Source organism: Saccharothrix longispora (assembly GCF_031455225.1).
In the GTDB taxonomy this organism is placed as follows: Bacteria; Actinomycetota; Actinomycetes; order Mycobacteriales; family Pseudonocardiaceae; genus Actinosynnema; species Actinosynnema longispora.
This window is the reverse complement of the sequence record NZ_JAVDSG010000001.1, coordinates 7,576,347-7,600,504: the sequence shown is the minus strand read 5'-3', so window position 1 is coordinate 7,600,504 and position 24,158 is coordinate 7,576,347. Positions and strand designations below refer to the sequence as shown.

Below are 24,158 nucleotides of genomic sequence, written 5' to 3'. Positions count from 1 at the left end.
CCCGCGGACGCTTCGGCGACCCGCAGGGCCGGGGCGAAGTCCCAGGTCAACCGCTCATTGGCTGACCTGCCGGCCGGAGGCGTGGATCGGGCACGTGGTGCGCGCCGGGCAGCGGTCGCAGTCGGCGTTCTCGGCGGCCCGGTACCCGGGCCCGACAGACGACCCGGCGGCGACCTGCACGGCCTCCAGCCAGACCCGGACGCCCTGCTCGTCCAGCGGCGACTGCTCCAGCTCGGTGGCGCCGGTCTTCTTGTTCTCCTTCGCCACGTACAGCAGCCGCGCGCCGCCCGGGTCGGTGCCGAGGCCGAGGTGGGTGAAGCCGCCGAGCGCGGAGGCGAGCTGGTAGACGGCCAGCTGGGGGTGCTCCTGGGCCTCCTTCTTCGTGACCGGGTTCCGGCCGGTCTTGACGTCGACCACGACCGGGCGGCCCTCGCGGTCGGTCTCCAGCCGGTCGACGCGGCCCCGCACGCGCAGCCACGGGCCGCCGTCCTGCTTCGGCACCTCGACCGAGATCTCCTCCTCGACCGCGACCTGGGTGAGCTGGTCGCGGCTGGAGGCGAGCCAGGCCAGGAACGTGTCGAGCATCCGCTCCACCCGCTGCCGCTCGCGGCGGGAGAACCAGGGCGCGCCCGCGTCCACCGCGGCCCACGCCTCGTCGAGCCGGACCCGCAGCTCCTTCTCGTCGGCGCCGGTGGCGGCGGCCTGGGCGAGCGCGTGCACGAGGGTGCCGGTGATCGAGGCCAGCTCCGCCGGGTCCTGGCCGCCGTGCCGCTCGACGACCCACCGCAGCGGGCAGGTGGCCAGCGTCTCGACCGTGGACGGCGACACGCTGACCGTGTGCTCCTCGGTCCACAGTGGATCGTCGGTGGTCACGTCGTGCAGGCCGTACCAGGAATCGGGGTGCGCGCCGGGCACGCCCTCGGCGGCGAGGCGGGCGAGCTGCGCCGCGGCGCGCTCCCTGCGCCCGGCGGGCTCGTCGTCGTCGCACACGACCCGGCGCAGCTCGCCGACCAGCTCGGCGAGCACCAGGCCGCGCTCGGGGGTGTGGGTGCGCCGCTCGGGTTCGTCGGTGGACAGCTCCTCGATCTCGTCGAGGAACCGCGACGGCTGCTCGTCCTCGCCTCGCACCGCGCTGACCAGCAGCGTCCGCTCGGCGCGGCTGGCGGCGACGAGCAGCAGCCGCCGTTCCTCGGCCAGCAGCGGCGCGATCGCGGACACCGTCTCCGACGGCACGCCCGCGACGAGGTCGACCAGCCGCTCCACGCCGAGCAGCGAACCGCGCAGCCGCAGGTCCGGCCACGAGCCCTCCTGCACGCCGGGCACCGCCACGACCGTCCACTCGCGACCGGCGGCGGCGTGCGCGGTGAGCACGGACACCGCCTCGCCCACGGGCGCGGACGCGGCCATCGTGTCGCCCGCGAACCGCTGCGCGGCCAGGTAGTCGGCGAAGCCCTCGGGACCGGCGCCGGGCAGCCGGTCGACGTACTTGGCGGCGGCCTCGAACAGGCCGACGACGGCGTCCAGGTCGCGGTCGGCCTGCATGCCGGTGGTGCCGTGCCGGGCGGACTGCGCCACCCAGCGGTTCTCCAGGCCGGTGGCCCGCCACAGCTCCCACAGCACCTGCTCGACGCTCAACCCGTCGGCGATGGCCTTGCGCGTGGTGCGCAGCAGCCCGCCGACGCGCCGCGCGGGCTGCGCCTCGGCGTCCTCCAGCGCGGCGAGCCGGTCGGCGGTCTCGATCACCTCGGCGAGCAGCTCGCCGCTGGACCGGTCGCCGCCGGCGGCCAGCTCCAGCCGCCGCAGGCCGCGGCGCAACCGGCGCAGCGCCAACGGGTCCGCGCCGCCCAGCGGTGAGGACAGCAGCATCGCGGCGGTGTCCTCGTCGAGGCTGCCGGGGACGGCGGCGCAGCGCAGCAGCGCCAGGAGCGGGATGACCGCGGGCTGCTGGGCGAGCGGCAGCTCGTCGTGCGGGACGGCGACCGGGACGCCCGCCGCGAGCAGCGCCCGCTGCAGCACGGGCAGGACGCGGGTGGCGGACCGCGCGACGACGGCCATCCGCGACCACGGCACCCCGTCGATCAGGTGGGCGCGGCGCAGCTGGTCGGCCACCCACGCGGCCTCCTGCGCGCCGGACGCGAACAGCCGCACCCGGACGTGGCCCTCGCCGTCGACGGGGCTCACCTCGCGGGTCGGCGACGCGCCGGGCAGGCGCAGCGCCAGGCGGCCGACGGCGGTCCGGATCTCCGGCGCCATGCGGTGGCCCTCGCGCAGCACGGCGGTGGGCGCGTCCGCGTCGGCCAGCAGGGTCGGGTCGGCGCCGCGGAACGAGAAGATCGCCTGGTCCGGGTCGCCGACCAGGATGAACTCGTCGGCGGTGGAGCCGAGGCTCGCGAGGAACGCGAGCTGGAGCGGGTCGAGGTGCTGGGCGTCGTCGACCAGGAGGTGGCGGACGCGGCGGCGCTCGCCGTCGAGCACGCCCGGTTCGGTCTCGAACGCGAGCAGCGCGTTGTCGACCAGCTCGGCGGCGTCGTACGACGGCGCGTGCCCCTGCCCGCTGCTGGTCAGCAGGTTGACCTGCTCGTACTGGGTGGCGAACAGGCCGGCCGCGACCCACTCCTCGCGGGACTGCTTGCGGCCCAGCTCGGTCAGCTCCTCGGGGGCGAGGCCGCGCTCGGTGGCGCGCTGCACGAGGTCGCGCAGCTCGGCGGCGAAGCCGGGCAGGGTGAGCGCGGGGCGCAGCCGCTCCGGCCACTTCGGCGCGCCCATCGCCACGTCGCCCTCCAGCAGCTCGCGCACCACGGCGTCGTGCTCGGGGCCGGCCAGCAGGCGCGGCGGCTCCTCGCCGAGCAGCGCGGCCTGGTTGCGCAGCACGGCGAACGCGTACGAGTGGACCGTGCGGACCAGGGGTTCCTGCGTGGTGGGCAGCACGCCGTCGTCGGCGGTCCGCGCCGTCAGCAGGCGGGTGATCCGGGCGCGCATGGCCTCGGCGGCGCGGCGGTTCGCGGTGAGCACCAGCACCCGCTCGGGGTGCGCGCCCCGGCGCAGCACGCGGTCGGCCACGACCTCCGCGATCAGCGTCGTCTTGCCCGTGCCGGGTCCGCCGAGCACGCGCAGCGGACCGCCGGGGTGCTCGAACACCCGGCGCGCGGCGGGCTCCCAGTCGTGCCGGGGCTCCTCCCGCCGCTCCGGGCGCACCAGCGACGGAGCCCTGTTCACCACCACGGCGGTAGATGCAACCACGTCGCACCGACAGGGGCGGCACGGGCACCTCGTGGAAAGCTGTCGGCGTGGACGAACAGTTGCACGAGATGGTCCGCGAGGTCGTGCGCTCCATCCCCAGCGGGCGCGTCGCCACCTACGGCGACGTCGCCGACATCGCCCGCGCCCCGTCGCCCCGGATGGTCGGCGCGGTCCTCAACCAGGACGGGCACGACCTGCCGTGGCACCGGGTGCTCAAGGCCAACGGCACGTGCGCCCCCCACCTCGCCGACGAGCAGCTGCGGCTGCTCCGCGAGGAGGGGGTGCCGTCGCTCGACGGCAAGGTGGACCTGCGCGCGTACCGGTGGGAGGACGCCGTCAAGGAGAAGGAGGAGCCTCCCGGCCTGTGGTGACCGCGCGGTCACGCCCGTCGAGGCGCGCCCGCACGCGGGCCACCTCGGCGTGCACGTCGGGGTCCCGCGTCAGCGCGGCCGCGAGCTTGAGCTGCGGCAGCGCCTCGGCGTGCCTGCTCCGCCTGCTCAGCGTGCGGCCGAGCAGCAGGCGGGCGTAGCCGTCGGACGGGTCCAGCTCGACCAGCCTGGTCAGCACCTCCTCCGCCCTGCCCAGCGAGGCGGACCGGAAGTGCGCCAGCGCCAGCTCGGTCAGCACGGTGCGGTCGGTCGGCGCCTGCTCGGCGGCCTCCGCGAGGTAGCGGGCGGCGCCGCTCGGGTCGCCGGCGGCGAGGAACATCCGCCCCTTGCGCAGCAGTTCGCTGATCACGTCGTCCTCCTACTGGTCGATCTTCTCGTCCGCGGGGCCGGCGTGCGGGACGTGCGTCCCGCCGAGCCGCCCTGCCCGGAAGTCCTCGATGGCCTCGATGATCTCGGCGCGCGTGTTCATGACGAACGGGCCGTAGCGCGCGACGGGCTCGTTCAGCGGCAGCCCGCCCAGGACCAGCACGTCCTGGTCGGTCTCCGCCCGGAGGGTGATCGCCCGCCCGCGGTCGAGCACCGCGAGCTGCCCCTCCTCCAGCGGCCGGTGCTCGTGGCCGACCGTGCCGCGGCCGTGCAGCACGTAGACCATGGCGTTGAACTCCTCCGGCCACGGGAGCCGGAGGCGCGCGCCGGGGGCGAGCGTGGCGTGCAGGTAGGTGATCGGCGTGTGCGTCGCGCCGGGGCCGCGGAAGCCCGCGACGTCACCGGCGATGACGCGGACCAGCGCGCCGCCGTCGTCGCCGGCCAGCAGCACCGCGTCGGCGGGCCGGATGTCCTGGTAGCGCGGCGGCGTCCACTTCGCGGCCCTCGGCAGGTTGACCCACAGCTGCACGCCGTGGAACAGCCCGCCCCTGGCCACCAGGTCCTGCGGCGGCAGCTCCGAGTGCAGGACGCCGGAGCCGGCCGTCATCCACTGCGTGCCGCCGTCGGTGATCAGGCCGCCGCCGCCCGCCGAGTCCTTGTGCTCGAAGGCCCCGTCGATGAGGTAGGTGACGGTCTCGAACCCGCGGTGCGGGTGCCACGGCGCGCCCTTCGCCTCGCCGGGGCCGTACTCGACGGCGCCCATGTGGTCGAGGAGCAGGAACGGGTCGGCGAGCGCGAGGTCCACGCCCGGGAAGGGGCGGCGGACCTGGAAGCCCTCGCCCTCCAGCGACCTGCGGGCCCGGACGACCCGCTTCACCGGCCGCCACGCGGTGGTGGCGTCGGGCAGGGCGGGGAGGCGGGGCAGGGTGAGGGTGTCGGCGGTGACGGCGGGCATGGCTGCCTCCTTCGGGCCGGCCACCCGGTGCGGTGGCCTCGACCGTGTCAACCTGATTGAGAGTTCAACTATTCCGCCACCCGCCGTCACCACGAGGCCGCGCGGATGGGGGAAGATGCCCCGAGGAGAGGGGGCGTCACATGAACAGCCCGATCGTCGACCACCCGTTGGTCGCCACCTACCTGGACGCCCTGCGGCGGCAGTCGGTGGCCCTGCCCGAGCAGCGCCGCGCGGAACTGGACGAGGAGGTCCGCGCCTACCTCGCGCGCACCCTGCCGGAGGACGCCGCCGAGGACGACGTGCGCGACCTGCTGGACCGGCTGGGCACACCCGGCGACGTCGTGTCGACCGAACTCGCCGAGGCGTACGCCGAGGCCCCCGCCGACACCCGCCGCGCCGACCCGGACGACTGGGAGCCCGCGCGCGAGCCGCTGCGGGTCCTCGACGTCCTGGGCCTGGCGCTGCTGCTGGTCGGCGCGGTGCTGGTGCCCTTCGGGCACCTGGCGGGCGCGGTGCTGGTCGGCGCGTCCCGGCGGTGGTCGATCCCGGTGCGGGTGCTGCTCGTCGGCGTGCCCGCCGCGCTGCACGTGCTGCTCGCCCTCCTGGCGGACGACTGGTACTCCGGCCTGCTGGTCCTGCCCTTCACCGCCACGCAGGTCGCCGCGCTGACCGCCACCTGGTACTTCTTCTCGCGCGCGGACCGCGAGTAGGGGTCAGGCCACGCCCCGGAAGCACCGGGCCTCGTAGTACCGCAGCAGCACGGCCTCCACGACCCTCGGGTGCGCCCCGATCGGCGCGGCCACCACGTCCGCCCCCGACGCCGCGACCGCCCGGTGGAACAGCCCCGGCGCCAGCAGCCACGACGCCACCGCCACCCGTCCCGGGGCGCGCCCCACGACCTCGGGGACGCGCGGCGACGCGGTCGCGGCGTACCCGACGGCCACCGGCCCGACCCGGCGCGCCAGGGCGTCGGCCACGGCCCGCACGTCCGCCAGCGCCCGCGCGTCGGACGACCCGGCCGCCGCCAGCACCACCGAGTCGCCCGGCCGGTAGCCGGCCTCGTGCAGGCGGGCCAGCACGGCGGGCGCCAGCGCGGGCCCGATCGGGTCCGCGACCACCACGTCCGGGTGGCCGGACGCCTCGACCTGGGCCGGGATGTCCACCCGCACGTGGTAGCCGGCCGCGAGGAACGCGGGCACCACCACGGCCGGACCCCGCACCGACGACAGCACCGACGTCACGTCGGGCCGCCGCACGTCGGCGTAGGCGACGCGCACCGGCACCCCGCCGAGCCGCGCCCGGACCAGGGAGGCGATCTCTTCGACCACCTCGGCGCCCGCCGGGTCGCGGGTGCCGTGGGCGACGAGGACGAGGGTCATACGGCCACCCCGGCGGGGTCCGTGGCGAGGCGGTAGCCGCGCTTCACGACGGTGGCGACCATGCGCGGTTCGCCGAGGGCGGTGCGCAGCCGGCCGATCGCGGTCTCCACGGCGTGCTCCTCGCCGCCGCCGGGCAGGGCCGCGAGCAGGTCGCGCCGGGACACGACCCGGCCGCGCGCCGCCGCCAGCACCCGCAGCACGGCCATCGGGGCGGGCGGCACGGGCCGCAGCTCGCCGTCCACGACGACCGCCTGGCCGCGCAGCTCGACCTCCCGGGCGGCGATGCTCAGGCGGGTCGCGCGGGCGGGGAGTTGCAGGGTCAGCTCGCGGGCCAGCGCGCCGATGCGGGCGCGGGCCGGCTGGACGACGGGGACGCCGGCGGCCACCAGAGGCCCCGCGGTGATCGCGCCGACGCCCACGACGAGCACGTCGCCGCGCAGCAGCGCGACCAGCTCGTCGTACCTGCCGGTGGCGCGGGCGGTGCGCAGCACGGACGCGGCGGCGGGCGCGCTGGTGAACGTCAGGGCGTCGACCTGGCCCGCGAGGACCGCGTCGAGCAGCCGCTCCAGCGGCCCCGGGTCGGCCGGGCCGGTCCACCGGTAGACCGGGACCTCGATGACGGTGGCGCCCGCCTCGCGCAGGGTGGACGTGAAGTCGGGCAGCGGCTCGCCGTGCAGCTGCACCGCGACGCGCTTGCCCGCCACCCCGGCGCGCAGCAGGTGGTCCAGCAGCTCGGCGTTGCTCTCCCCCTCCGGGGACCACGCCTCGACCAGGCCCGCCGCCCGCACCGCGCCCTTGGCCTTGGGGCCGCGCGGCAGCACCCGCGCCGCCGACAGCCTCCCCAGCAGCCGCGCCGCCAGGCCCCAGCCCTCGGCGGCCTCGAACCAGCCCCGGAAGCCGATGCCGGTGGTCGCCACCGCGATGTCCACCGGCTCCTCCACCACCGCGCGGGTGGCGGCGAGCAGCTCGGTGTCGTCCGGCAGCGGCACGATCCGGATGGCCGGGCCGTGCAGCACGGTCGCGCCCTTGCGCTCCAGCAGGGCGCCCAGCTCGTCGGCCCGCCGGGCGGCGGTCACGCCGACCGTGTACCCGGCCAGCGGGGCGGCGGTCACGGGGACCCGACCTGGACGACGCCGTCGGCCACGACCACCGGGTGCACGGGCACGCCCGTCGACGGGTCGTCGAGGCACGTGCCGCTGGTCAGCTCGAACGCCTGCTTGTAGACCGGGGACACCACGACGGGCACGCCGCCGCGGTCGCCGACGATGCCCCGCGACAGCACGGCCGCGCCGCTGAACGGGTCGATGTTGCCCAGGGCGTGCACGGTGCCCGCCGAGGTCAGGAACACCGCCACCTGCGAGCCGTCCGGCAGCAGGGCGGCCACCCCCCGGTCGGGCAGCAGGGCGCTCAACTCGCACACGGGTGTCATCTCGATACCTCCGCTGGGTCGTTCGCTCCGCTCAGGGCTGGTACCCCCAGCAGGACCGGCACCTTCTGCCCGCGCTCCTCGCGGAACGAGATCGTGGGGTCGGGCGTGCCCGGCGCGTTGACGAAGGAGGTGAACCGGGCGAGCTTCTCCGGGTCGTCCAGCACGCCGCGCCACTCGTCCGCGTAGTTGTCCACGTGCCTGGCCATCGCGGCCTCCAGGTCGGCGCAGATGCCGAGGCTGTCGTCCACGACCACCGCGCGCAGGTGGTCGAGGCCGCCGTCGAGGCCCTCGATCCACGCGGACGTGCGCTGCAACCGGTCCGCCGTGCGGATGTAGAACATCAGGAACCGGTCGATGAGCCTGATCAGCGTCGCCGTGTCCACGTCGGAGGCGATGAGGTCGGCGTGGCGCGGGGTGAAGCCGCCGTTGCCGCCCACGTACAGGTTCCAGCCGTTCTCGGTGGCGATGACGCCGAAGTCCTTGCCGCGGGCCTCGGCGCACTCGCGGGCGCACCCGGACACCGCGGACTTGAGCTTGTGCGGCGAGCGCAGGCCCCGGTAGCGCAGCTCCAGCTCGATGGCCAGCGACACCGAGTCCTGCACGCCGAAGCGGCACCACGTGGTGCCGACGCACGACTTCACCGTGCGCAGCGACTTGCCGTAGGCGTGGCCGGACTCGAAACCCGCGTCCACGAGCCGCCTCCAGATCCGCGGCAGCTGGTCCACGGTCGCGCCGAACAGGTCGATCCGCTGCCCGCCGGTGATCTTGGTGTAGAGGCCGAAGTCGCGGGCGACCTCGCCGATGACGATGAGCTTCTCGGCGGTGATCTCGCCGCCGGGGATGCGCGGCACGACCGAGTAGGTGCCGTTGCGCTGGATGTTGGCCAGGAAGTGGTCGTTGGTGTCCTGGATCGCGGCCTGCTCGCCGGCGAGGATGTGCCCGTTGTCCAGCGAGGCGAGGATCGAGGCGACGGTGGGCTTGCAGATGTCGCAGCCCCGGCCGCGGCCGAAGCGGGACACCAGCCCGGTGAACGTGGTGGCGCCGGTGGACCGGGCGATCTCGAACAGCTCGGCGCGGGACTGGTCGAAGTGCTCGCACAGCGCCTTGGACTGCTCCACGCCGCACTCGGCCAGCAGCTTCTTCAGCATCGGCACGCACGAGCCGCAGCCGGTGCCCGCCTTGGTGCACGCCTTGATGCCCGGCACGTCGACCGCGTCACCGGAGGCCACCGCGTCCACGACCCGCTGCTTGGTGACGGCGTGGCACGAGCACACCTGCGCGTCGTGCGGCAGGGACAGCTCGACGCCCCCCGACGGACCGATCAGCGCCACCGGGTCGCCGGGCACCGCGCGCCCGACCAGGGGCCGCAGCAGGGGGTACTTGGAGGCGTCGCCGACGAGGATGCCGCCGAGCAGGGTCCTGGCGTCGTCGGACACCACGACCTTGGCGTAGGTGCCCGCGACGGCGTCGTTCACCACGACCTCCAGCGCGCCCTCCTGCTTCGCGTGCGCGTCGCCGAACGAGGCCACGTCCACGCCGAGGAGCTTGAGCTTGGTGGACAGGTCGGCGCCCGGGAACGCCGAGGAGCCGCCGAGCAGCCGGTCCGCGACGACCTCCGCCATCGAGTAGCCCGGCGCGACCAGCCCGTAGACCACCCCGTCGAGGTTGGCGCACTCGCCGACGGCGTACACGTCGGGGTCGGACGTGCGGCACGCCCCGTCCACGACGATCCCGCCCCGGTCGCCGACGGCCAGGCCGGCGGAGCGGGCCAGCTCGTCGCGCGGCCGGATGCCCGCGGAGAACACGACGACGTCGAGGTCCAGCTCGACGCCGTTGGACAGCGCCGCCACGAGCCGGCCGCGGTGGTCGCGCCCGATGGACGACGCGGACGTGCCGGTGTGGACGGTGAGGTCGAGCTTCTCCACCAGCCGCTTGAGCAGGCCCGCGCCGCCCTCGTCGACCTGGAGCGGCATCAGGCGCGGACCGAGTTCCACGACGTGCGGGGAGACGCCCATGCCGCGCAGCGCGTTGGCGGCCTCCAGGCCGAGCAGGCCGCCGCCGAGCACCATGCCCGCGCGCCGGCCGCCGGACCGGGCGCCCTCCACGGTGGCGCGGATGGCGTCCAGGTCGTCGATGGTGCGGTAGACGTGGCAGCCGGGCAGGTCGCGGCCCGGCACGGGCGGCACGAACGGCACCGAGCCGGTGGCCAGCGCGAGCGCGTCGTAGGGCTGCGCGCGGCCGCTCGCCGTGCGCACCACCTTCGCGGTCCGGTCCAGCTCCACGACCCGGTCGCCGAGCACCAGCTCGACCGCGCCGTCGTGCGGCGCGAGGGCCAGCGCCGAGGCGTCCCAGGCGTCCACGTAGGACGACAGGGCGACGCGGTCGTAGGCGGGGCGGGTCTCCTCGGCGAACACGACGACCCGCCACCGGTCGGTCGCGTCCTTCTCGCGGAGGGCCTCCACGAGGCGGTGGCCGACCATGCCGTGACCCACCACCACGAGCGTTCGCGTCATGGGACCAATCCCTTCCTCCTGCCCGGCCATGCTCACCGGGCACCGTGTCGTGCCAAGGTCGCGAATGTTGCGCAGGCGTTAAAGGACGCTCACGCCGCACGTCGGAGCGGTGTGCGTCACACCCCCGCGTAGGCGAGGCTGGGCACGCGCACGAGGACGCGCCGCCGCAGGTAGAACCACCACGTGGTGGTCACGCACAGCCCGTAGAACACGAGGAACGCGGTCAGCGCGGGGGCGAGGGTCCTGCTGCCCTCCAGGGAGAACTTGAACACCAGGTTGACGAGCACGCCGCCGAACGCGCCGATCGCGCCCGCGATGCCGACCACCGCCGCCGCCTGCCGCTTGGCCGAGCGCACGTCGTCGCTCTGCGTGGCGAAGATCGCCGGGATCATCCGGTAGGTCGAGCCGTTGCCCACGCCCGCCAGCACGAAGAGGGCGACGAACGAGCCGAAGAACAGCGCGAAGCTGCCGACCTCGATGCTCACCAGCAGGGCGACCGTGCCGGCGGCGAGCCCGACGAACGTGGCCAGGGTGATCCGCGCGCCGCCGAACCGGTCGGCGAGCCACCCGCCCAGCGGCCTGCTCACCGAGCCGATCAGCGCGCCGATGAACGCCAGCGCGACGAAGCCCTTGTGGTCGGCGAAGCTGATCCTGATGAGCGACGGGAACGCGAACGAGAAGCCGATGAACGAGCCGAACGTGCCGATGTAGAGGAACGACATCACCCACGTGTGCTTGTTGGACAGCGCCCTGCGGTAGGACGTGCCGTCCGGCTTGGCCTGGGTGAGGCTGTCCATGAAGAACCAGGCGCACGCGGTGGCGACCACGATGAACGGCATCCAGAACAGCGCCGCGTAGGCCAGGTTCACGCCGGTGCCGATCGAGATGACGATCGGCACGACGAGCTGCACCATCGCCACGCCCAGGTTGCCGCCCGCCGCGTTCAGGCCGAGCGCGAGGCCCTTCCTGCCCTCCGGGTAGAAGAACGAGATGTTCGCCATCGAGGACGAGAAGTTGCCGCCGCCGAAGCCCATCGCGGCCGACGTGAGCAGGAAGAACCAGTACGGCGTGCCCGGGTCGGAGACCGCGATCGCCAGCATGGCGCACGGCACCAGCAGCAGGCCCGCGCTGATCGCGGTCCACGCCCGCCCGCCGAAGCGCGGCACCGCGAACGTGTAGGGGATGCGCAGCACCGCGCCCACCAGGTTGGGCACGATCAGCAGCCAGAACACCTGGCCGACGCCGAACGAGAACCCGACGGTGCCGAGGCTCACCACCACGATGGACATCAGGCTCCACACGGTGAAGCCCAGGTTCTCCGCCAGGATCGAGAACACGAGGTTCTTGCGGGCGACCCGCTTGCCGGTGGTCTCCCAGAACGCCGGGTCCTCCGGCTCCCAGTGGTCGATCCACCGCCCGCCGCGCTTCGCCGGCGACGCGGCGTCCCCCGTCTCCACGACCGTGCTCATCGGACCTCCAGGACAGCGGTTCTCGTTGCGTGCCAACGGTAGGAACGGCCGGTTACCGAGGCGTGCGACCACGTGTCGCCGCCGGCAACTCCGGCGCACATCACGCGGACTGGGGCTGTGAGGCCGCGAGCCAGTCGACGATGCCGCACACGGCGTCCTTGCAGCCGCCGCAGCCGGTGCTCGCGCGGGTGGCGTCCGCGATGGCCGACAGCGAGGTGGCGCCCGCGCGCCACGCGGTGACGAGCTGCCCCTTGCTGACCGTGTTGCAGCGGCACACCACGGCGGACGCGGGCAGGTCGGCCGGGCTCGCCTCGGCGCCCCCGGCGGGCAGGGCGCGGCCGAGCAGCAGCGCCAGCCGGTCGGTGGGCGCGGGCAGGCCGCGGTCGTAGAGCTGGACGATGGCCGCCGCGGCGTCCGGGGCGCCGAGCACGATGGCACCGGTGACGCGGTCGTCGCGCAGCACCAGCTTGGCGTACCGGCCGCGCGCCGGGTCCTGGAAGCACAGCACCTCGGCGTCGGCCGAGTCGACCTCCACGTGCGCGTCGCCGAGCGCGGCGAGGTCCACGTCCCGGGCCTTGAGCCTGGTCACGACGGTGGTGCCGGCGTAGCGGGCGGCGGGCGCGACGCCGGTGAGCCGGTCGGCGAGCACGGCCGCCTGCTCCCACGCGGGCTGGACCAGGCCGGACACCGTGCCCACGTGCTGGGCGCAGTCGCCGAGGGCGTGCACGCGCGGGTCGCTGGTGCGCAGCGCGTCGTCCACCAGGACGCCCCGGTCGACGTCGAGGCCCGCCTGCTCGGCCAGCGCCGTCTCCGCCCGCACGCCCGCCGACACGACCACCAGGTCCGCGGGGACGTGCGTGCCGTCGGCCAGCTCCAGCCCCTCGCCCGGCGCGTACCGCGAGGCCGGCGTGCCGAGCCGGAACTCGATGCCGAGGCCCTGGAGGGTCCTGGCGAGCACCCGGCCCGCGCCCGCGTCCAGCTGGCGCTCCATCAGGTGCCCGACCGGGTGCACGACGGTGACCAGGCAGCCGCGACCGGCCAGGCCGCGGGCCGCCTCCAGGCCGAGCAGGCCGCCGCCGAGGACCGCGACCGGCGTGCCCGGCGACGCCTTCGCCACGATCCGCGCGCAGTCGTCCAACGACCGGAACGCCACCACGCCGGGAGCGAGGGCGCCGTTGCCGTCGAGCAGGCCCGGCGTGGGCGGCACCCACGGCCGCGAGCCCGTGGCCAGCACCAGCGCGTCGTAGGGCACCTCGGTGTCGTCGACGTGCACGACCCGGCGGGTGCGGTCGACCTTGGTGACCGCGCCGCCGAGCCGCAGGTCCACGTGGTGCTTCGCGGCCCAGTCGGGGGCGTGCAGGCGCACCGCGTCCGGCGTGAGGGAGCCCGCCACGACGCTGGAGAGCAGCACCCGGTTGTACGCCGGGTGCGGTTCGTCGCCCAGCACGGTCAGCGCGACCCGCTCCCCGCCCGGGTCGCGACGGCGGACCTCGTCGGCCAGTCGGGCGCCGGCCATGCCGTAGCCCACGACCACCACGTTCCTCATACCGTCTCCAATCGGACCGCGCACACCTTGAACTCGGGCATCCGGCTGGTCGGGTCCAGCGCCGGGTTGGTCAGCAGGTTCGCGCGCCCCTCCCCCGCGTAGTGGAAGGGCAGGAACACCACGTCGACGCGCATGGACGGCACGCAGCGCACCCGCGCCAGCGTCCGGCCGCGCCGCGACACGACAGCCGCGCGGTCGCCGTGCGCGAGGCCCGCGCGGGTCGCGGTGTCCGGGTGGACCTCCACGTACGCCTCGGGCTCGGCCGCGTTCAGCTCGGCCACCAGCCGGGTCTGCGCACCCGACTGGTAGTGCTGGAGCACCCGACCCGTGGTGGCCTGGAGCGGGTACTCCGCGTCAGGCGGCTCGGCCGGGCCCCGGTGCTCGACCGGGACGAACCGGGCCAGGCCGTCGGGGTGGGCGAACCGGTCGAGGAACACGCGGGGCGTGCCGCGCCCGATCGTCCCGGGCTCGGCCGGTCCGCCCGCGGCGACAGGCCAGTGCAGCGCCTCGCCGTCCCGCAGCCGCCGGTAGGTGACGCCGGAGTAGTCGGCGGGGCCGCCCGCCGACGCCCGCCGCAGCTCCTCGAACACCACCTCGGGCTCGGTCGGGAACCGCTCGGCGGGCTGGCCGAGGCGGGTGGCGAGGCCCTGGAGCACGTCGAGGTCGCCGCGCACCCCCTCGGGCGGGGCCACGGCCCGCTGCCGCAGCAGCACGCGGCCTTCGAGGTTGGTCATGGTGCCGCTCTCCTCGGCCCACTGGGTGACCGGCAGCACGACGTCGGCGACCGCGGCCGTCTCGGACAGCACGAGGTCGGCCACGACCAGCAGGTCCAGGGCCGCCAGCCGGTCGGCGACGTGCCGCGAGTGGGGCGCGGAGACGACCACGTTGCTGCCGAACACCAGCAGCGCCCTCGGCCCGCCGGGCTGCCCGAGGGCGTCGAGCAGCTCGTAGGCCGACCGGCCGGGGCCGGGCAGGTCGTCCACGCCCCACACGCCCTTGACGTGCTCGCGGGCCGCCGGGTCGTCGATCTTCCGGTAGCCGGGCAGCTGGTCGGCCTTCTGGCCGTGCTCCCGGCCGCCCTGGCCGTTGCCCTGGCCGGTGAGGCAGCCGTAGCCGGAGTACCGGCGGCCGGGCAGGCCCAGGGACAGGGCGAGGTTGATCCACGCCGACACGGTGTCCGTGCCGCCGGCGTGCTGCTCGGTGCCGCGGCCGGTGAGCACGACGGCGTTCTCCGCCTCGGCCAGCAGGCGCACGGCGGCGCGCTGGTCCGCGACCGGCACGCCGGTGACCCGCTCCACCCGCTCCGGCCACCAGGTCGCGGCGATCCGCCACGCCTCGTCGAAGCCGGTGGTGCGCTCGGCCAGGTACTCCTCGTCCAGGTGCCCGTCGGCGACGACGCTGTGCAGCAGGCCCAGCGCGAGCGCCAGGTCGGTGCCCGGCGCGGGCTGGAGGTGCAGCGTGGCCAGCTCGGCGGTGGCCGTGCGGCGCGGGTCGACCACGACCAGCCGCGCGCCCCTGAGGTGCTGCACGAACGGCGGCATGGTCTCCGCCGGGTTGCCGCCGACCAGCAGCACGGCGTCCGCGCGGTCCAGGTCGGCGACCGGGAACGGCAGGCCCCGGTCCAGGCCGAACGCCCGCAGGCCCGCCGCGGCGGCGCTGGACATGCAGAACCGGCCGTTGTAGTCGATCTGCGAGGTGCCGAGGGCGACCCGGGCGAACTTGCCCAGCAGGTAGGACTTCTCGTTGGTCAGCCCGCCGCCGCCGAAGACGCCCACCGAGTCCGGCCCGTGCTCCGCGCGCAGCGCCCGCAGCTTCGCGGCGACCACGTCCAGCGCCTCGTCCCAGGCGGCGGGGCGCAGCTCGCCGTCGCGGCGGACCAGCGGCGTGGTCAGCCGGGCGGGCGAGGTCAGCAGCTCGGCCGACGTCCAGCCCTTCTGGCACAGCCCGCCGCGGTTGGTGGGGAACTCCCGGGGCGACACCACGCCGTCCGCGATGGACATGGCGCACTGGAGCGCGCAGTACGGGCAGTGGGTGTCCGTCTTCGGCGCGTCGGTTCGGGTCACGGGCCGACGGTAGGAACGGGCTGTTAACGGCGGACCGCGGCATGTTTCGTCCGCGCGAACTTGACTGCTCAAGCCACCTGCCGCGCGGGTGAGGTCACGCGTTCAGAGCAGTTCGACCACCCGTGCCGCCGCGCGCTCCAGGCCCGTCAGCGACTGCACGCTCGACCGGGGGTGCAGCGCGTGCACGGCGAGCCGGAACAGCACCGCCCGCAGCACGACCTGCGGCCACTCCTCCAGGTGCGCCCAGCGCCCGAGGATGCCGTGGTCCGCGCCGCCCCAGGCGAGGGCGTCGACCGCGACGACGGCGGCCCCGTAGGAGCCCGGCCGCCAGTAGGCGGTGAAGTCGATGATCGCGGGGGTGGCGTCACCCGCGAACAGCACGTTGCCGAACAGGTCGCCGTGCACGACCTGCGGCTTCGCCGTGACCGGCGTGCGGTGGGCCGCGTACAGCTCGAACAGCCGGCCGCCGAGGTCCGGGGCGAGCTCGGCCTTCTCCTCGTCCCACGCGCAGCGGTCCGCGGTGGCGAACAGGTCGGTCCGGGTGTCGAGGAACCGGGGCCGGGTGAGTCCGGCGGTGGCCTGGTGCAGCTTCACCGCGACCTCGACGACCTCGTCGTGGCGCGGCTCGGCCTGGCCGGACAGGTACTTGGTCGCCGCCCAGCCGCCGACGACGTAGCGGCCGTCCGTGGAGCGCAGGGGCCTGGCCACGCGGAGGTTGTCCACGTCGAGCGCGTCGAGGGTCTTCGCGACCCAGGTGGCCTCGGCGGGCTTGCCCGCGGGGCGGATGGCCGCGTCGCCGCACCGCCACGCCGGTCCGCCGTCGATCAGCTCCGGCTCGGCGTCGCGCGCGCCGAACGCGGCGCGCACGTGCGACGGTGGCGGCTCCGGTGGCGACGACGGGTTCACGGCCGGCACGCTACCTGCACCGGGCGCTCGGTTGGTGGACCTCGGAGCCCGGAGGTGTGGTGTCCACACATTCAGCCTAGCCGCATTATTGCGGTCTCAATCGGCGGTAACCCGCGTGACGGCCGTCACGCGGTCCGATCCGTCCCGGCGCCGGGGCGGATCGGACCGCGTGCGGTCAGTAGGTCGGCAGGCTGGGGTCGATCTCGCGCGCCCAGGCCAGCACACCGCCGCCGACGTGCACGGCGTCGGAGAAGCCGGCCCGGTGCAGGGCGGCCAGCGCCTCGGCCGAGCGGGCGCCCGACTTGCAGTGCAGCACGACCTGCTTGTCCTGCGGCAGCTCGGCGAACGCCACGCCGGACAGGATGCGGTCCTTCGGGATGAGCACCGAGCCCGGAATCCTCACGATCTCGTACTCGTGCGGCTCGCGGACGTCCACCAGCAGGAAGTCCTCACCGGCGTCCTGCTTCTGCTTCAGCTCCAGCGGCGTGATCGTGTTGCCCGCCGCGGCCTGCTGGGCGTCGTCGGACACCACGCCGCAGAACGCGTCGTAGTCGATCAGCTCGGTGATCTTGGGGCTCTCCGGGTCCTTGCGGATGCGGATGGTCCGGTAGGACATCTCCAGGGCGTCGTACACCATGAGCCGGCCGAGCAGCGGGTCGCCGATGCCGGTCAGCAGCTTGATCGCCTCGGTGACCATGATCGAGCCGATCGACGCGCACAGCACGCCCAGGACGCCGCCCTCGGCGCACGACGGCACCATGCCGGGCGGCGGCGGCTCCGGGTAGAGGTCGCGGTAGTTCAGGCCCTGGCCGTTCGGCGCGTCCTCCCAGAAGACGCTGACCTGGCCCTCGAACCGGAAGATCGAACCCCACACGTACGGCTTGCCCAGCAGCACGGCGGCGTCGTTCACCAGGTACCTGGTGGCGAAGTTGTCCGTGCCGTCCAGGATCAGGTCGTAGTCGCGGAAGATGTCGAGCGCGTTCTCCGAGTTCAGGTGGGTCTGGTGCAGCACCACCTTGACGAACGGGTTGATCTCGGCGACCGAGTCGCGCGCCGACTCCGCCTTGGGCTTGCCGATGTCCGACTGGCCGTGGATGACCTGCCGCTGCAGGTTCGACTCGTCGACGATGTCGAAGTCGACGACGCCGAGCGTGCCGACCCCCGCCGCCGCCAGGTACAGCAGGGCCGGGCTGCCCAGTCCACCCGCGCCGACGATCAGGACCTTCGCGTTCTTCAGCCGCTTCTGACCGTCGACCCCGACGTCCGGGATGATCAGGTGGCGGCTGTACCGCGCGACCTCTTCCTTCGTCAGCTCCGCTGCGGGCTCAACGAGCGGCGGAAGCGCCATCTCCAGTCCTCCTCGACCACACATGTCCTCTACCGAGGGACAACACCAGCCTGCCCGTCCGTCTTCCCGGATGGGAAGCCGTCCCAAGGCGCGGGACACGCCCTACTGGGGCGCCACCGGGAACGGGTTGGGCGTGCAGACCTTGCCGTCGGCCGCCACCGCGTTGCGGTCGCCGCCGTCCACCGAGTTGAGCTGCGCGACGTAGTCGTTGGCCACGCCGAACGACTGCTGCATCATCACCGGCGCGGGTCCGCCGTCGACCGCGCAGCCCTCGTGCCGGTTGCCCAGCGCGTGCCCGACCTCGTGGTTGATCGCGTAGGTGCGGTAGGCGCCGATGTCGTTGCCGAACGCCTTCCCGCCGCGCACCCAGCGGGCGGCGTTGATGATCACGCGCCCCGACGGCGGGTGCCAGCACGACGCCTCGAACTGGATGGAGAAGCCGCACATGGCGTGCGTGGTGCTCGTCGTGGTGAGGCTGATGGTGAAGTCGACGTCGCCGCCCTCGACGCGCTGCATCGCCACCTGGCCGGTGCCGACCCAGCTGCGCGGGTCGGCCAGGAACGCGTCGACCGTGCGGGCGAACGCGTCGCGGTCGCCGCCGTAGTCCGCCGCCTCGACCCCGTCCTCGATGGCGATGTCGTACCGGTAGAGCGTGCCGGTGCCGACCTGCTGCGGCATGGAACCGGGGACGAGCTGCCACGTGCCGGCGCCCTGCTCCGAGAACCTGGGCCCCTCCGGCAGCACGGCGGTCGGGAAGTTCTTCAGGTCGATCTGGGGCGGCGGCTTCTCGCTGGCCACCGGCGACCGGGGGGTGGACGCCGCCGCCGCGTCGCCGGTCGGCGTGCCCTCGGCCGCCTGGTCGGTCGCGGTGCCGAACGTGGTCGGCGCGGCCGTGTCGAGCACGACCAGCGCGGTCAGCACCAGCAGCACGGGGAGGGCGTAGATGCGCCAGCCGTAGTTCGCGATCAGGCCTTTCAGGCCGCGCCCGCGACGTCGCGCCCTGCGCCCCGCCGGTGTCCACGAGGCGGCGAGCGGCTCGCCACCCGTGCGGCGAGCGCCCCGGCGGTAGCGGTCTTCGGACAGCGACGGGCGGTCGCCGGAGGAGGGCGACGGGTCCTGCGTCGTCCGGTTCACGGCGACCAGGGTGCCACAACCGGACCCCTGTGGCGGACTTCGGTTGACCAGGTCACTGAACCGATCCACCGCGTCCCGGCGCTCACCACTCCCCGCGGTCGACCGACTCCCACATGCCCAGCACGGCGCGCGCCACGGACACCGGCCGCTCCATCTGCGCGACGTGCCCGGTGCGGGGCAGCACCAGCAGCCTGCCGCGCGGCAGCAGCCGGGCCACCCGGGGTGCCTTGCGCGCGCTGACCAACCGGTCCTCCGTGCCCCACACCACCAGCGTCGGCGCGGTGATCCGCGGCGGGAGCAGCCACATCGACTTCGACCGGGGCACCAGCCAGGTGCGGATGAGGTCGATCGTGGAGGCGTTGAGCGCGTTGCCCGCCCACGCCTGGGCCGAGCGCTCGGCGTACTCCTCCTCGCTCTGCGCGATCCGGTTCGGCGGCACCAGCGACGGGTCGGCGAAGCACAGCCGCAGCATCTGCCGGGTGCGCTCCTCGGCCGTCAGGGTGGCCAGCTGCGCCCGCACCTTCGCGCCCACCACCGGCAGGAAGGCGAGCGGCAGCCGGCGGTCGGACACCCGGCGCAGGCTGAGCCGCAGGTCGGGCACCGCCGGTGACACCAGGGTCAGCGTTTTCACCAGATCGGGGCGCTTGGCGGCGGCCATGAGCGTGATCGCGCCGCCCATGGAGTTGCCGAGCAGGTGCACGGGACCACCGCCCAGGGACTCGACGTACTCGATGACGACCTCGGCGTGGGTGGTCATCCGGAAGTCGTAGCCGTGGATCGGTTCGGAGCGGCCGAAGCCCGGCAGGTCCAGCGCGTGCCCCTCGGCGTGGTTCGACAGCTGGGCGGCCAGGTCGGTCCAGTTCGTCGCCGAACCGCCGAGTCCGTGCACGTAGACGGCCTTCTCGCTGGTGTCGCCCGGGGTGTGGCGGACGTGCACCCGGTGGCCCGCGACCTCCCGGCAGTCACCCGGCCACGGTCCGATCGTTGTGTCCAGGGGAGGCAGCGGCGAGGTGGACAGGGGCACGTGGGTGATGGAGGTTCTCGTCGGCTCCTGCGTCTGGGTCACCCCACCAGGATGCCTGCTGGGGCGTCTCGCGAAACGAGAAGCTTTTCCCGTGAGGCTGCTACCAGCGAGTAGTGTTGCCGACGAGCCGGCGGGGCACCCCCCTTTCGGTTCCGCGATGATTGGTTGGCTGGAGGCACCATGACGGAGACGGCCCAGACTGCGGTCGGGCACCACGGCGGCGCTGCGGGACGGGGTGTTCGACTTCCCCGCACGGCCCGGCGTGCCCAATTGCTGGCCGCGGCGCAGGACGTGTTCGTGACCAACGGCTACCACGCCGCGGCGATGGACGAGATCGCCGAGCGCGCGGGCGTCAGCAAGCCGGTGCTCTACCAGCACTTCCCCGGCAAGCTGGAGCTGTACATGGCGCTGCTGGAGTCCCACGTGGACGAGCTGGTGGACCGGGTGCGCACCGCGCTCGCGTCCACCACGGACAACAAGCAGCGGGTGAAGGCGACGGTCGGCGCGTTCTACGACTTCGTGGACGGCGAGGGCCAGGCGTTCCGCATGGTCTTCGAGTCGGACCTGCGCGGCGAGCCGGCCGTGGCCCAGGCCGTGGAGCGGGCCACCACCGACAGCGTCGACGCGATCACCGAGACGATCACCGCCGACACCGGCCTGGACCCCCACCGGGCCCGCCTGCTGGCCGTGGGCCTCGTCGGCCTGTCCCAGGTGACCGCCCGCGCCTGGCTGGCCGACGACCGCCAGCTCGCGAAGGAGGACGCGGTCTCCCTGATCTCGAACCTGGCGTGGCGCGGCATCGGCGGCGGCTTCCCCCTCCAGCACTGACCCGCCCCGCCCAAGGCACCCGAACGCAGAACTCAAGCCTCCCGAACGTACGACTCGCGGGTCCCGAACGTCGGACTCTCGCGCGAGTCGTACGTCCGCGCCCCGCGAGTCGTACGTCCGCGCCCCGCGAGTCGTACGTCCAGGACCCGAGAGTCGTACGTCCAGGACCCGAGAGTCCAACGTTCAGGACCCGAGAGTCCAACGCTCGGGAGCCGTGAGTTCTACGTTCGAGAGCCGTGAGTTCTGCGTTCAGGTCGAGTGCAGGGCGGTGATGTGCGCCGCGACCCCGGCCGCGCGCTCCAGCGTCAGCATGTGGCCCGCACCGGGGTAGGTGACCAGCTCGGCGTGCGGCAGCTCGTCGGCCAGCACGCGGGCGTGGCGCGGCGGGGTGAGGCGGTCCGCGCCCCCCGACAGCACCACGCACGGAATCCCCGCCAGCTCGGCCAACGCCTTGCGCCGGTCGTGCTCGTCCAACGAGTCGCGGAACGCCACCATGCTCACCGGGTGGCAGCGGCCGACCATGGCGGCGGTGCGCGCGACGTGCGCCCACGACGGTCGCTCGCCGAACAGCAGCCACCTCAGCCCCGGCCGCACGACCTCCGTGCGCCGCAGCAGCTCGGGTCGCCGGAACGCCGCGATCCGCCGGTTCATCGCCTTCTCGCCGGCCAGGAACGCTCGCCCGAGGGCGTCCGGCAGCCCCAGCGTCGACCCCGCCAGCTCACCGCACGACGTCGCCACCAGCGCCACGCCCGCCACGCGTTCCAGCAGGTCGGGACGCTGCTCGGCCAACGCCATGATGGTCATCCCGCCCATGGAGTGCCCCGCCAGCACGACCCGCCCGGTCGGCACGCGGTCCTCCAGCAGCTCGGCGAGGTCGTCGGCGAGCCGCGCGATCGTGGCGCCGCCGACCGGCGCGGGCGCCGAGCCGCCGTGCCCCCGGTGGTCGTAGCGCAGCACCCGACCGGGCAGCGCCGCCGCCACCTCGTCCCACGAGGTGTGGTCGAGCGTCCAGCCGTGCAGCAGCACGGTCGTCACCCCGGCGTCGCGCGGACCGGTGTCCACGACGTGCAGCGCGGTGCCGTCGGACGTCACGAACCGGTTCCGCACAGCCGCCTCCCAGGGCGCTCCCACCCGCGTCCCCCTCGTCCGGACCTTCATCGACCCCGTCACCCGATCCCTCACCGATCCGTCACCCGACCAGGAACGACCGGCGCCACGCGCCCATCCCCGGCTTGCCGACGAGGCCGACCTCGTCGAGGAACGCCATGATCCGCTCGCCCGCCCACCGCAACGACCCCTGCCAGTGCGGGTTGCCCAGGGCGGCCCGGTGCGCCTCGTCCCGGTTCAGCCCCACCGCCGCGTACACGTCCGGGTGAATCAGGGACCGGGTGACGAACATGGAGGTGTTCGCGATCAGCCACCGCTGGTAGGGCAGCTCCCGACGGCTGAGGTCCGCCATGCCGCGCACGACCTCCTCGCGCGCGAACCGCACGTGCCGGGCCTCTTCGAGCACGTGGATGCGGTTGACCATGCGCACGAGCGGCTGCACGCCCTCGTCGGCCATCGCCTCGCGCTGAAGGCGGTCGAGGACCTCCTCGGCCACCAGGATCGAGCCGTACAGCGCGGGCCCGTAGCCGATCACCGGCAGCAGCTTGCCCAGCTGGTACGCGTGCCGGCGCGGTCCGTAGGGCGGGCAACCGATGCGCTCGACCAGGCGCGCGAACATCGTGGAGTGCCGGCACTCGTCGGCGACCTCGGTCAACGCGTACTGCGCGTGCCTGCTCGTCGGGTCGGACCGGTAGACCTCCTTGAGCAGCATCCGCATCAGCAGGACCTCGAACCACAGGCCGACGGACGCGATGCTCGCGACCTCGTGCCGGGACAGGTCGACCCGCTGCTCGGGGCTCATCCGCTCCCACAGCGCGGTGCCGTACAGCGAGCAGCGGTGCTCGGGGGTGTAGCGCAGGCCGTCCACCAGGGGCGCGGACCAGTCGATGTCCACCTCGGGGTCGTAGGACCTGTCCGCCGAGGAGTTGAGCAGCCGTTCCGCGGTCTTCTCGCGGTCCGCGACCTTCAAGGCCCTCGTCATCGAACCCCTCCCCGGTGGTGTCATTCCCGGTTACTGCTACTACAGGTAACAGTTACTTCTGGTAGCGTGCGTCACATGGCTCGAACTGTCAAGGGCGGGACGGACGCGCGCCGCGAGCGGTGGAGGGGTCACCGCGAGGCGCGTCGCGCCGAGTTCGTCGAGGCGACGATCCGCGCGGTCGCCCAGCACGGCCCCGACGTGGGCATGGACGAGATCGCGGCCGAGGCCGGCGTGAGCAAACCGGTGCTCTACCGGCACTTCGCCGACAAGTCGGACCTGTACCTGGCGGTCGGCCAGCGCGGCACCGAGATGCTGATGGAGCGGCTCGGCCCCGCCATCGGCCTCGACGGCCCCATCCGCGCGCGCATCAAGCGCATCGTCGACGCCTACCTGTCGGTGATCGAGGAGCACCCCAACCTGTACCGGTTCGTGGTGCGCAAGTCGTTCACCGACCGCCCGGTCGAGCAGGACGTGGTCACGGAGGACAAGACCATGATCGCCAACGCCCTGGCCCGGCTGCTCGGCGACTACCTGCGGGCGTTCGGCATGGACTCCGGCGGCGCCGAGCCGTGGGCGCACGCCCTGGTCGGCATGGTGCAGAACGCGGGCGACTGGTGGCTCGACCGGCAGTCGATGACCCGCGCGAGCCTCAGCGGCTACCTGACCGAGATCATCTGGCACGCCCTCGACGGCCTGCTCCGGTCCGCGGGCGTCGAACTCGACCCGGACGCGCCGCTGGTCGCCGACTTCTCCGCCGACGAACCCCGGCTGCGGCTGGTCGACGCCGGGGAGGCGTGATGCCACCGGAGGAGCGGGAGCACCACGAGGACGGGTACCGGGGCGACGCCGTGCTCGTGTTCGACCGGCGTGAGGTGCCGGTCGACGTCGAGCTGCGCGGCTTCTTCCAGCCCATCGACGGCCGCTATCACTGGTACGGCCGGATCGCCGCGAACGACGAGGTCACGGCGCTGGTCGAGGGTGGGGCGCGGACCGCGCTGCTGCGCACCCCCACCGGTTCGGCGACCGGGTCGCTGACGGACCCGGACCCGTGGTCCCGCTACCGGGTGTCGGGGACGTCCACGCCGCCGTTCGCCGTCGACTGAGCCCCACCGGCGATTCCCGGCGACGATTCCAGCCGGCGATCCCCCGCCGACGACCGCCGGCAAGAACCTCCGAAACGGCGGAAGGGGCACCCGATCGGGTGCCCCTTCCGGTGTCCCGGACCGACGACCTCAGTCGCCGGAGACGAAGCCGACCCTGCGGGCGTCGCTCGGACCGATCTCCACGTACGCGATGCGCGCCGCGGGCACCACGTAGCGGGCACCCTTCTGGTCGACCAGCACGAGCTGCCCGGTGCCCGCCTTGAGGGCGTCGGCGACCTGCGACTCGACCTCCTCGGGGGTGAGACCGCTGGACACCACGAGCTCCCGCGGGCTGTCCGCGATGCCGACCCTGACCTCCACGCTGACCTCCGTGCACG

At 74.2% G+C, this 24,158-nt stretch carries 22 protein-coding genes; 5 read left to right on the top strand and 17 right to left on the bottom strand.

Translation table 11 applies throughout. The features are described 5' to 3' along the window. Positions 1-54 precede the first annotated feature (54 nt). Complete coding sequence (locus J2S66_RS33255) at positions 55-3,216, bottom strand: ATP-dependent helicase (RefSeq protein WP_310312596.1); 3,162 nt, start codon at positions 3,214-3,216, stop codon at positions 55-57. Between the two features lie 71 nt (positions 3,217-3,287). On the opposite strand from J2S66_RS33255, the gene J2S66_RS33250 reads away from it, so the two are divergent. Then, on the top strand, positions 3,288-3,611 hold the full coding sequence (locus J2S66_RS33250; protein ID WP_310312593.1) for an MGMT family protein: 324 nt from the start codon (positions 3,288-3,290) through the stop codon (positions 3,609-3,611). Here J2S66_RS33250 and J2S66_RS33245 read toward each other — a convergent pair. Further along, complete coding sequence (locus J2S66_RS33245) at positions 3,577-3,978, bottom strand: tetratricopeptide repeat protein (protein ID WP_310312590.1); 402 nt, start codon at positions 3,976-3,978, stop codon at positions 3,577-3,579. The two genes, J2S66_RS33250 and J2S66_RS33245, sit on opposite strands and share 35 nt — an antisense overlap. A gap of 9 nt (positions 3,979-3,987) precedes the next feature. Next, a complete protein-coding gene (locus J2S66_RS33240; RefSeq protein ID WP_310312586.1) occupies positions 3,988-4,950 on the bottom strand; it encodes a pirin family protein in 963 nt (320 codons plus the stop codon). A 140-nt stretch (positions 4,951-5,090) separates the two neighbouring features. Here J2S66_RS33240 and J2S66_RS33235 point away from each other — a divergent pair, with 140 nt between their 5' ends. Continuing rightward, a complete protein-coding gene (locus J2S66_RS33235; protein ID WP_310312583.1) occupies positions 5,091-5,660 on the top strand; it encodes an HAAS signaling domain-containing protein in 570 nt (189 codons plus the stop codon). A 3-nt stretch (positions 5,661-5,663) separates the two neighbouring features. Here J2S66_RS33235 and J2S66_RS33230 read toward each other — a convergent pair whose 3' ends face one another. From J2S66_RS33230 to J2S66_RS33180, 11 genes are all read right to left on the bottom strand, one after another. After that, positions 5,664-6,329, bottom strand: coding sequence for a sirohydrochlorin chelatase (locus J2S66_RS33230; RefSeq protein WP_310312580.1), 666 nt, complete (start codon positions 6,327-6,329; stop codon positions 5,664-5,666). Further along, complete coding sequence (locus J2S66_RS33225) at positions 6,326-7,441, bottom strand: uroporphyrinogen-III synthase (protein ID WP_306745970.1); 1,116 nt, start codon at positions 7,439-7,441, stop codon at positions 6,326-6,328. The genes J2S66_RS33230 and J2S66_RS33225 overlap by 4 nt, the downstream gene beginning before the upstream one ends. Then, complete coding sequence (gene nirD / locus J2S66_RS33220) at positions 7,438-7,758, bottom strand: nitrite reductase small subunit NirD (RefSeq protein WP_306745969.1); 321 nt, start codon at positions 7,756-7,758, stop codon at positions 7,438-7,440. The genes J2S66_RS33225 and nirD overlap by 4 nt, the downstream gene beginning before the upstream one ends. After that, positions 7,755-10,271: a nitrite reductase large subunit NirB gene (gene nirB / locus J2S66_RS33215; RefSeq protein WP_310312576.1), complete on the bottom strand. Its 2,517-nt coding sequence runs from the start codon at positions 10,269-10,271 to the stop codon at positions 7,755-7,757. Before nirB ends, nirD begins: the two co-directional genes overlap by 4 nt. 116 nt (positions 10,272-10,387) lie before the next feature. Continuing rightward, positions 10,388-11,740: an MFS transporter gene (locus J2S66_RS33210; protein WP_310312575.1), complete on the bottom strand. Its 1,353-nt coding sequence runs from the start codon at positions 11,738-11,740 to the stop codon at positions 10,388-10,390. A gap of 100 nt (positions 11,741-11,840) precedes the next feature. Then, a complete protein-coding gene (locus J2S66_RS33205) occupies positions 11,841-13,286 on the bottom strand; it encodes an FAD-dependent oxidoreductase (RefSeq protein ID WP_310312572.1) in 1,446 nt (481 codons plus the stop codon). After that, positions 13,283-15,286, bottom strand: coding sequence for a molybdopterin oxidoreductase family protein (locus tag J2S66_RS33200; RefSeq protein WP_310315277.1), 2,004 nt, complete (start codon positions 15,284-15,286; stop codon positions 13,283-13,285). The genes J2S66_RS33205 and J2S66_RS33200 overlap by 4 nt, the downstream gene beginning before the upstream one ends. Positions 15,287-15,451: 165 nt before the next feature. Further along, on the bottom strand, positions 15,452-16,255 hold the full coding sequence (locus J2S66_RS33195; RefSeq protein WP_310312569.1) for a TIGR02569 family protein: 804 nt from the start codon (positions 16,253-16,255) through the stop codon (positions 15,452-15,454). A gap of 175 nt (positions 16,256-16,430) precedes the next feature. Further along, positions 16,431-17,603, bottom strand: coding sequence for an adenylyltransferase/sulfurtransferase MoeZ (gene moeZ / locus J2S66_RS33190; protein ID WP_310312566.1), 1,173 nt, complete (start codon positions 17,601-17,603; stop codon positions 16,431-16,433). Positions 17,604-17,705: 102 nt separating this feature from the next. Beyond that, on the bottom strand, positions 17,706-18,737 hold the full coding sequence (locus tag J2S66_RS33185) for a DUF3152 domain-containing protein (protein ID WP_310312564.1): 1,032 nt from the start codon (positions 18,735-18,737) through the stop codon (positions 17,706-17,708). A gap of 82 nt (positions 18,738-18,819) precedes the next feature. Then, entirely contained in the window at positions 18,820-19,803 is a 984-nt protein-coding gene (locus tag J2S66_RS33180; RefSeq protein WP_310312561.1) for an alpha/beta fold hydrolase, read from the bottom strand. Positions 19,804-19,941: 138 nt separating this feature from the next. Between J2S66_RS33180 and J2S66_RS33175 the strand changes: the two genes are divergently transcribed. Further along, positions 19,942-20,589, top strand: a complete 648-nt coding sequence (locus tag J2S66_RS33175) for a TetR/AcrR family transcriptional regulator (protein ID WP_306745961.1) — start codon at positions 19,942-19,944, stop codon at positions 20,587-20,589. Positions 20,590-20,838: 249 nt separating this feature from the next. On the opposite strand, the gene J2S66_RS33170 is transcribed toward J2S66_RS33175, so the two are convergent. Together J2S66_RS33170 and J2S66_RS33165 are read right to left on the bottom strand one after the other, a co-directional pair. Continuing rightward, entirely contained in the window at positions 20,839-21,747 is a 909-nt protein-coding gene (locus J2S66_RS33170) for an alpha/beta fold hydrolase (RefSeq protein WP_310312558.1), read from the bottom strand. Between the two features lie 31 nt (positions 21,748-21,778). After that, a complete protein-coding gene (locus J2S66_RS33165; protein ID WP_310312556.1) occupies positions 21,779-22,678 on the bottom strand; it encodes an AurF N-oxygenase family protein in 900 nt (299 codons plus the stop codon). Between the two features lie 75 nt (positions 22,679-22,753). Here J2S66_RS33165 and J2S66_RS33160 point away from each other — a divergent pair, with 75 nt between their 5' ends. After that, positions 22,754-23,476: a TetR/AcrR family transcriptional regulator gene (locus tag J2S66_RS33160; RefSeq protein ID WP_310312553.1), complete on the top strand. Its 723-nt coding sequence runs from the start codon at positions 22,754-22,756 to the stop codon at positions 23,474-23,476. After that, positions 23,476-23,781, top strand: coding sequence for a DUF4873 domain-containing protein (locus J2S66_RS33155; protein ID WP_310312550.1), 306 nt, complete (start codon positions 23,476-23,478; stop codon positions 23,779-23,781). The genes J2S66_RS33160 and J2S66_RS33155 overlap by 1 nt, the downstream gene beginning before the upstream one ends. A gap of 129 nt (positions 23,782-23,910) precedes the next feature. Here J2S66_RS33155 and J2S66_RS33150 read toward each other — a convergent pair whose 3' ends face one another. After that, a complete protein-coding gene (locus tag J2S66_RS33150) occupies positions 23,911-24,141 on the bottom strand; it encodes a DUF3107 domain-containing protein (protein WP_184927778.1) in 231 nt (76 codons plus the stop codon). Between the last annotated feature and the right edge of the window lie 17 nt (positions 24,142-24,158).

What these genes read in the sequence shown, in the direction of transcription:
- J2S66_RS33240 (WP_310312586.1), bottom strand. Translation starts at nt 4,950, where the DNA reads ATGCCCGCCGTCACCGCCGACACCCTCACCCTGCCCCGCCTCCCCGCC.
- J2S66_RS33235 (WP_310312583.1), top strand. Translation starts at nt 5,091, where the DNA reads ATGAACAGCCCGATCGTCGACCACCCGTTGGTCGCCACCTACCTGGAC.
- J2S66_RS33230 (WP_310312580.1), bottom strand. Translation starts at nt 6,329, where the DNA reads ATGACCCTCGTCCTCGTCGCCCACGGCACCCGCGACCCGGCGGGCGCC.
- nirD (WP_306745969.1), bottom strand. Translation starts at nt 7,758, where the DNA reads ATGACACCCGTGTGCGAGTTGAGCGCCCTGCTGCCCGACCGGGGGGTG.
- nirB (WP_310312576.1), bottom strand. Translation starts at nt 10,271, where the DNA reads ATGACGCGAACGCTCGTGGTGGTGGGTCACGGCATGGTCGGCCACCGC.
- J2S66_RS33210 (WP_310312575.1), bottom strand. Translation starts at nt 11,740, where the DNA reads ATGAGCACGGTCGTGGAGACGGGGGACGCCGCGTCGCCGGCGAAGCGC.
- J2S66_RS33205 (WP_310312572.1), bottom strand. Translation starts at nt 13,286, where the DNA reads ATGAGGAACGTGGTGGTCGTGGGCTACGGCATGGCCGGCGCCCGACTG.
- J2S66_RS33200 (WP_310315277.1), bottom strand. Translation starts at nt 15,286, where the DNA reads ATGTCCATCGCGGACGGCGTGGTGTCGCCCCGGGAGTTCCCCACCAAC.
- moeZ (WP_310312566.1), bottom strand. Translation starts at nt 17,603, where the DNA reads ATGGCGCTTCCGCCGCTCGTTGAGCCCGCAGCGGAGCTGACGAAGGAA.
- J2S66_RS33175 (WP_306745961.1), top strand. Translation starts at nt 19,942, where the DNA reads ATGACGGAGACGGCCCAGACTGCGGTCGGGCACCACGGCGGCGCTGCG.
- J2S66_RS33170 (WP_310312558.1), bottom strand. Translation starts at nt 21,747, where the DNA reads ATGAAGGTCCGGACGAGGGGGACGCGGGTGGGAGCGCCCTGGGAGGCG.
- J2S66_RS33165 (WP_310312556.1), bottom strand. Translation starts at nt 22,678, where the DNA reads ATGACGAGGGCCTTGAAGGTCGCGGACCGCGAGAAGACCGCGGAACGG.
- J2S66_RS33160 (WP_310312553.1), top strand. Translation starts at nt 22,754, where the DNA reads ATGGCTCGAACTGTCAAGGGCGGGACGGACGCGCGCCGCGAGCGGTGG.
- J2S66_RS33155 (WP_310312550.1), top strand. Translation starts at nt 23,476, where the DNA reads ATGCCACCGGAGGAGCGGGAGCACCACGAGGACGGGTACCGGGGCGAC.